Origin of the sequence: Actinotalea ferrariae CF5-4 (genome assembly GCF_000603945.1) — a bacterium.
GTDB classification, from domain to species: domain Bacteria; phylum Actinomycetota; class Actinomycetes; order Actinomycetales; family Cellulomonadaceae; genus Actinotalea; species Actinotalea ferrariae.
Genome location: NZ_AXCW01000429.1, coordinates 1 through 1,122 on the forward strand (window position 1 = coordinate 1; position 1,122 = coordinate 1,122).

Here is a 1,122-nt window from a genome sequence, read left to right on the forward strand (position 1 = left end):
CCCGGCGTCTCGGTGGACCTCGGCGAGGGCGTGACGTTCGTCGTGGAGCGCGGTGCATGACCGCACGCCGTGAGCCCTCCACGCCCCCGACGCTGCCCGGGCACGACCCGGTGCGGCTCCTCGGCATGGGCGGGTTCGCGGACGTCTTCCTGTACGAGCAGCGCATGCCGCGGCGGTCCGTCGCGGTCAAGGTCCTCCTCGCCGGCCACCTGGGCGACGACGTCCGCGAGCGCTTCCGCGCCGAGGCGGACACCATGGCGCGGCTGTCCCACCACCCGTCGATCGTCACGATCCACCACGCCGACGTCGCGCCCGACGGCCGCCCGTACCTGGTCATGGAGTACTGCTCCCGCCCGGGTCTGGGCCAGCGCTACCGGTCGGAGCGGATGGGCGTCGCGGAGGTCCTGCGGATCGGCGTCCGCCTCGCCTCCGCCGTGGAGACCGCCCACCGCGCCGGGGTGCTGCACCGGGACATCAAGCCCGCCAACGTCCTGATCACGGACTTCGGCTGGCCGGCCCTGACCGACTTCGGCATCGCCGCGACGACGAGCTGGGCTGCCGGGTCCGCCGTCGGCATGTCCATCCCGTGGTCCCCGCCGGAGATGCTCGCCGAGCAGCCGACGGGGGACGTGCGGGCCGACGTCTACTCGCTGGCCGCCACGGTCTACTCGCTGCTCGCCCGCCGGTCCCCGTTCGAGGTGCCCGGCGCCCCCAACGGGGCCGCGGACCTGATCCCGCGCATCGAGCGCGGGGCGCTGGTGGCGACGGGCCGTGGCGACGTCCCCGAGACGCTCGAGGCCGTGCTGCGCCGCGCCATGGACCCGGACCCACGACGGCGGCACCACAGCGCCTTCGCGTTCGCCCGGGCGCTGCAGCAGGTGGAGGCCGAGCTGCTCCTCCCGCTCACGCCGCTGGACCTGCCGGAGGAGCTGGACGACCCCGTCGAGGACGGCGGGGCGGCGGGTCCCGCCGCGGAGGGCGAGGCAGGCCAGGCGACCCGTCTGCGGCCGGTGCCCTCGATCGGCGAGGCGGCCGCCTCCGCGGCCCCGCCCACCGCCCAGGCCTCGGTCGCGACCGTCGCGGACGACAGCGGGGACGTGCTCGCCCACTGGCACGCCGCGG

The 1,122-nt window shown here is 76.3% G+C and carries 1 protein-coding gene; it reads left to right on the top strand.

The genetic code is table 11. The features are described from left to right. Positions 1-56: 56 nt before the first annotated feature. Positions 57-1,122: serine/threonine-protein kinase (locus N866_RS18510; protein ID WP_155855489.1), on the top strand; the 1,066-nt coding region annotated here is incomplete at its 3' end.